The organism is Streptomyces sp. NPDC054840, assembly GCF_053611065.1.
Genome location: NZ_JBSGZP010000691.1, coordinates 1 through 3,836, shown reverse-complemented (window position 1 = coordinate 3,836; position 3,836 = coordinate 1). Strand labels below are relative to the sequence as shown.

At 71.1% G+C, this 3,836-nt stretch carries 4 protein-coding genes; all 4 read right to left on the bottom strand.

The window, feature by feature from the left end; all coding sequences use genetic code 11:
* Positions 1-46: 46 nt before the first annotated feature.
* Positions 47-994, bottom strand: a complete 948-nt coding sequence (locus ACWGIU_RS32335) for a trypsin-like serine peptidase (protein WP_453711666.1) — start codon at positions 992-994, stop codon at positions 47-49.
* A 248-nt stretch (positions 995-1,242) separates the two neighbouring features.
* Positions 1,243-2,289, bottom strand: coding sequence for a YeiH family protein (locus tag ACWGIU_RS32330; protein ID WP_453711665.1), 1,047 nt, complete (start codon positions 2,287-2,289; stop codon positions 1,243-1,245).
* Positions 2,289-2,837, bottom strand: coding sequence for a cysteine dioxygenase (locus ACWGIU_RS32325; protein ID WP_453711664.1), 549 nt, complete (start codon positions 2,835-2,837; stop codon positions 2,289-2,291). The genes ACWGIU_RS32330 and ACWGIU_RS32325 overlap by 1 nt, the downstream gene beginning before the upstream one ends.
* Positions 2,838-2,916: 79 nt before the next feature.
* A complete protein-coding gene (locus ACWGIU_RS32320; RefSeq protein ID WP_453711667.1) occupies positions 2,917-3,822 on the bottom strand; it encodes a LysR family transcriptional regulator in 906 nt (301 codons plus the stop codon).
* Between the last annotated feature and the right edge of the window lie 14 nt (positions 3,823-3,836).

Sequence of the window (3,836 nt, the reverse complement as noted above, 5' to 3'; positions counted from 1 at the left end):
GTACAGAGTACCGGCCAGGTGGGGGTGGCGGGAGCGGCTCAAGGGGTCAGGAGGTCTGGGCCTTGTCGTAGGCCGCCTTCGCCTCGTTGCCGAAGTACGGGCCGTACATCCGGTTCGGCAGGAAGGTGTAACCGAAACTGTTCACCGAGACCTGGGTGCCCAGGCCCGTGGCCTCGTTGAAGTCCTGGAACCAAGGGCCGCCGCTGGAGCCGCCGGTCATGTTGCAGCCCAGGCTGTGGTCCTTGGTCAGCAGGAAGTCCTTGCCGCTGTTGCCGCTGCAGTAGACCAGCTTGGTGCCGTCGTACGGAGCCGCCGCGGGGAAGCCGAAGGAGTACATCTTCTTGTTGTAGCCGCCGTTGAAGGCGATCCCCTGGGCCCCGACGGCCTGGCTGAGGGTCTGCCCGTTCAGCGGGGCGACGACGGCGAGGCCGACGTCCATGTTCATGTCCTCGCTCGCGGCCCACTGGTCGGTGGCGAAGGTCTTGGTGGCCGACCACTGCCCGTAGGGAGCGGAGCCGTTGTTGTAGGCGGGGACGAAGACCCAGTTCGTGTGCCAGGCGCCCTGGTACTTCACGCAGTGGCCGGCCGTGATGACCGTGCTCCCGTTGGCGCTGGTGACCGAGTCGCCGGAGCAGGATGCGGTCCGGTCTCCCATCGTGAAGAAGACGCGCCCCGAGGTCTTCACCACGGCGCCGCCGGTCGTCCAGGCGCCCCCTGCCTGCGGGAACGCCGTGGGAGACGCGGCCGCCGTCGGGGCGATGGTCGTGGGGGCAGCCGACGTGGCGACCGGGGTACGGGCCGCTCCGGGGACCGCCGTCACGTCGAGCGGGGCGGCTGCGCGCATCCGCTCGGCGGTCCAGAAGCTTTGGCTGTGCCGCTGCTGGAAGGACGCGGGGGCGTCCGCGGCGATCGAGGGGGTGGCCGCCGTCAGGGCGCCCGCGACCAGGACACCGGCCGCGAGCAGGACGGACAAGGCCGTGCGATGACGATTCACGCATGACTCCTTCTGCCGTGCCCGGGCCGGGTGACGAAGCCGGGCAGGGTGGGGGTGAAGAGCGGTCGGTGCGGATCGGCTGTGCGCGGTGCGTCGTGCGTCGTGCGTCGTGCGGATTACGGGGGCAGAGTGGCACGGGCACGGCTCAATGTCAGTGGGCAGTCGGAACGTTCGGTCGGTTCCGGCCAGGAAATGGCCAACTCCGCGCCGTCGCAGCGCCATATGGAGGCATCGGACGCCATGGGACGTCATACGGTGAGCATGACGCCCGCGTACGAAACCCCCGCCACCACCACCCACGCCCCGAGGCCCAGTGCCGCGGCCCGCCCGCCGGTCCGGGCCAGCGTCGGCAGGTGCACCGCGCTCCCCAGGCCGAACAGGGCCGCCGCCAGCAGAGCCTCCTGAGCGGTGTGCGCCAGTTCCAGAGCTACGTCGGGCAGTACCCCGGTGGCGCGCAGCGCGGCCGCGGCCAGGAACCCGAGCACGAACAGCGGCACCGGCGCGGGCCTGCGGCCCGAGGCGGTGCGCACCCCGCGGCGCCGGGCCCGTACCGAGAACGCCACGGCCGCCACCAGCGGGGCGAGCAGCGCCACCCGCATCAGCTTGACCAGCACCGCCTCGCCGAGGGCGGCGGGGCCCGCGGTCTGCGCCGTGGCCACGACCTGGCCGACGTCGTGAACCCCGGCGCCTACCCACCGCCCGAAGGCCGGATCGGAGAGCCCCAACGGCCCCTGGAGCAAGGGGAGTATCCCTATGGCGAGCGTCCCGCAGAGGGTGACCAGTGCCACCGAGGCGGCCACGTCCTCCTCGTCGCTCCCGGACACCTCGCTCACCGCGCCGATCGCCGAGGCGCCGCAGATCGAGTACCCGGTGGCGATCAACAGCGGCTGATCTCCGGGAAGTCCCAACCGGCGGCCCAGCCAGAGGGTGCCGAGGAAGGTGGCCGCGACCACGCCGACCACCATGGCCACCGTCGCCCAGCCCAGCCCGAGCACCTGGTCCAGCCCCAGGCCGAGGCCCAGCAGGACGATGCCCATCCGCATCAGCCGACGGCCGGCCAGAGAGAGACCCGGGCGGGCGGCCGCGCGTACGAACGTCCGTAGGCCCGGTAGGTGCGCCACTGCGATGCCCAGCACCACCGACGCGGTCAGCATCGGCACGGCGGGCACGAGGCGGTGGACGCACCAGGCTGTCAGCGCGCCGCCCACCGCCATCGCCAACCCGGGCCATGGAGTGGGTGTTTCACGTGAAACCGGCCGGACCGCCGTGCCCTGAGGGCGGTGGAGGAGGGCCATCAGTCGACGGGGAGCGTGTAGACACGGCGGATGCTGGTGCCCAGCCGGGAGACGTCGGCACCGTAGACATGCACCGATATCGCCTTGCCTGTACAGGAGTTGCGCACCTTGTGGATGTCACCGGGCGGAGCGAACCCACAGACGTCACCCTGGGCGTTGACGACGTCCTCGGTGGCCACCAGCCGGGCGGGACCCGCGCCGGGCGCGAGCCGGAAGCGGCGTTCGCTCTCCTCACCCTGGTGCACCCCGGCCACGCACCAGGACACGTGGTCATGGATGCAGGTCTCCTGCCCGGGCAGCCACACCAGTGCCACCACGGAGAAGCTCCCGTCGGACTCGGCGTGCAGGATGTGCTGCCGGTAGCGCTCGGGGTCGCCTTCCCGCTGTGCCGGGGTCAGCAGGTCGGGCGCGCCCAAGTGCGGGGCGAGCCGTTCACCCACCAGGTACGCGGTGAGGTCGGGAGCCAGCCCCCGCTCCACGACCGTGCGGATCTCACTGACGAGGGCGGCCATCCTCGTGGTGGTACGGGCCGGCGTGGTGGTGGTCATATCGGCAGCGTGCTGCCGACGTTCCATCACGTCCAACGACAGTTATGACCTGAAAACCCAAGCGCTGCTTATGGATTGGTCAGCAGCCGACCCTGTTCGCCGCCACCTGCTTCAGCACGTCGAGCACCACGGCCGTCGCCGGGATCCGCAGATGGTCGCGGTAGACGTACGCGGCGATGTGCCGGCGCGCGGTGGGCTGGAGGGCCCGCCCGCAGACCCGGCTCAGCGAGAGTGAGGGCAGCACCAGCGCGGGCATCATCGCCACGCCCAGCCCTTGTGCGACCAGGCTCTGCACGACCAGGTTGTCGTCCGTGGCGAACCGGATGTCGGGCACGAACCCCAGCTCCGCGCACTCGTGCAGCAGGTTCGCCCGGCAGCGCGGGCAGCCCGCGATCCACCGTTCCTCGGCGAGGTCGGCCAAGTGCACGGCGCGTCGGCGGGCCAGCGGATGCCCGGTCGGGAGCAGCACCGTCAGCTGGTCCTCCAGCAGCCTGACCTCGGCGACCTCCTCCGGGATCTCCTCGTGCAGGCCGGGATACGTGAAGGCCAGGGTGATGTCGCACTCCCCGCGCTCCAGCCGGCGCAGCGACTCGGGAGGCTCGCCTTCCAGCAATTCCACCTGTATGCCCGGATGGTCCTTGGCCAGGCTGCTCAGGGCCTCGGGGACGAGAGTGACGTTGGCGCTGGGGAAGCCGCACAGCCTGACCCGGCCGGTGCGCAGCCGGGCGTACGCCCTCAGCTGGGCCTCGGCGGCGGAGAGGTTGCCGAGGATGGTCTCGGCGTGCCGGGAGAGCGACTCCCCGGCCTCGGTGAGCTGCATCTTGCGGCCAACGCGGGTGAACAGCGGGGTTCCGACGGCGCGTTCGAGCGCCTTCATCTGCTGGGTGATGGCGGGCTGGGTGTACCCCAGCACGCGGGCGGCGGCCGAGTACGACCCGGAGGCGACCACCGCGTGAAAGGTCCGTATGTGCCGAGAATCGAACACCATCGAAGCATAAG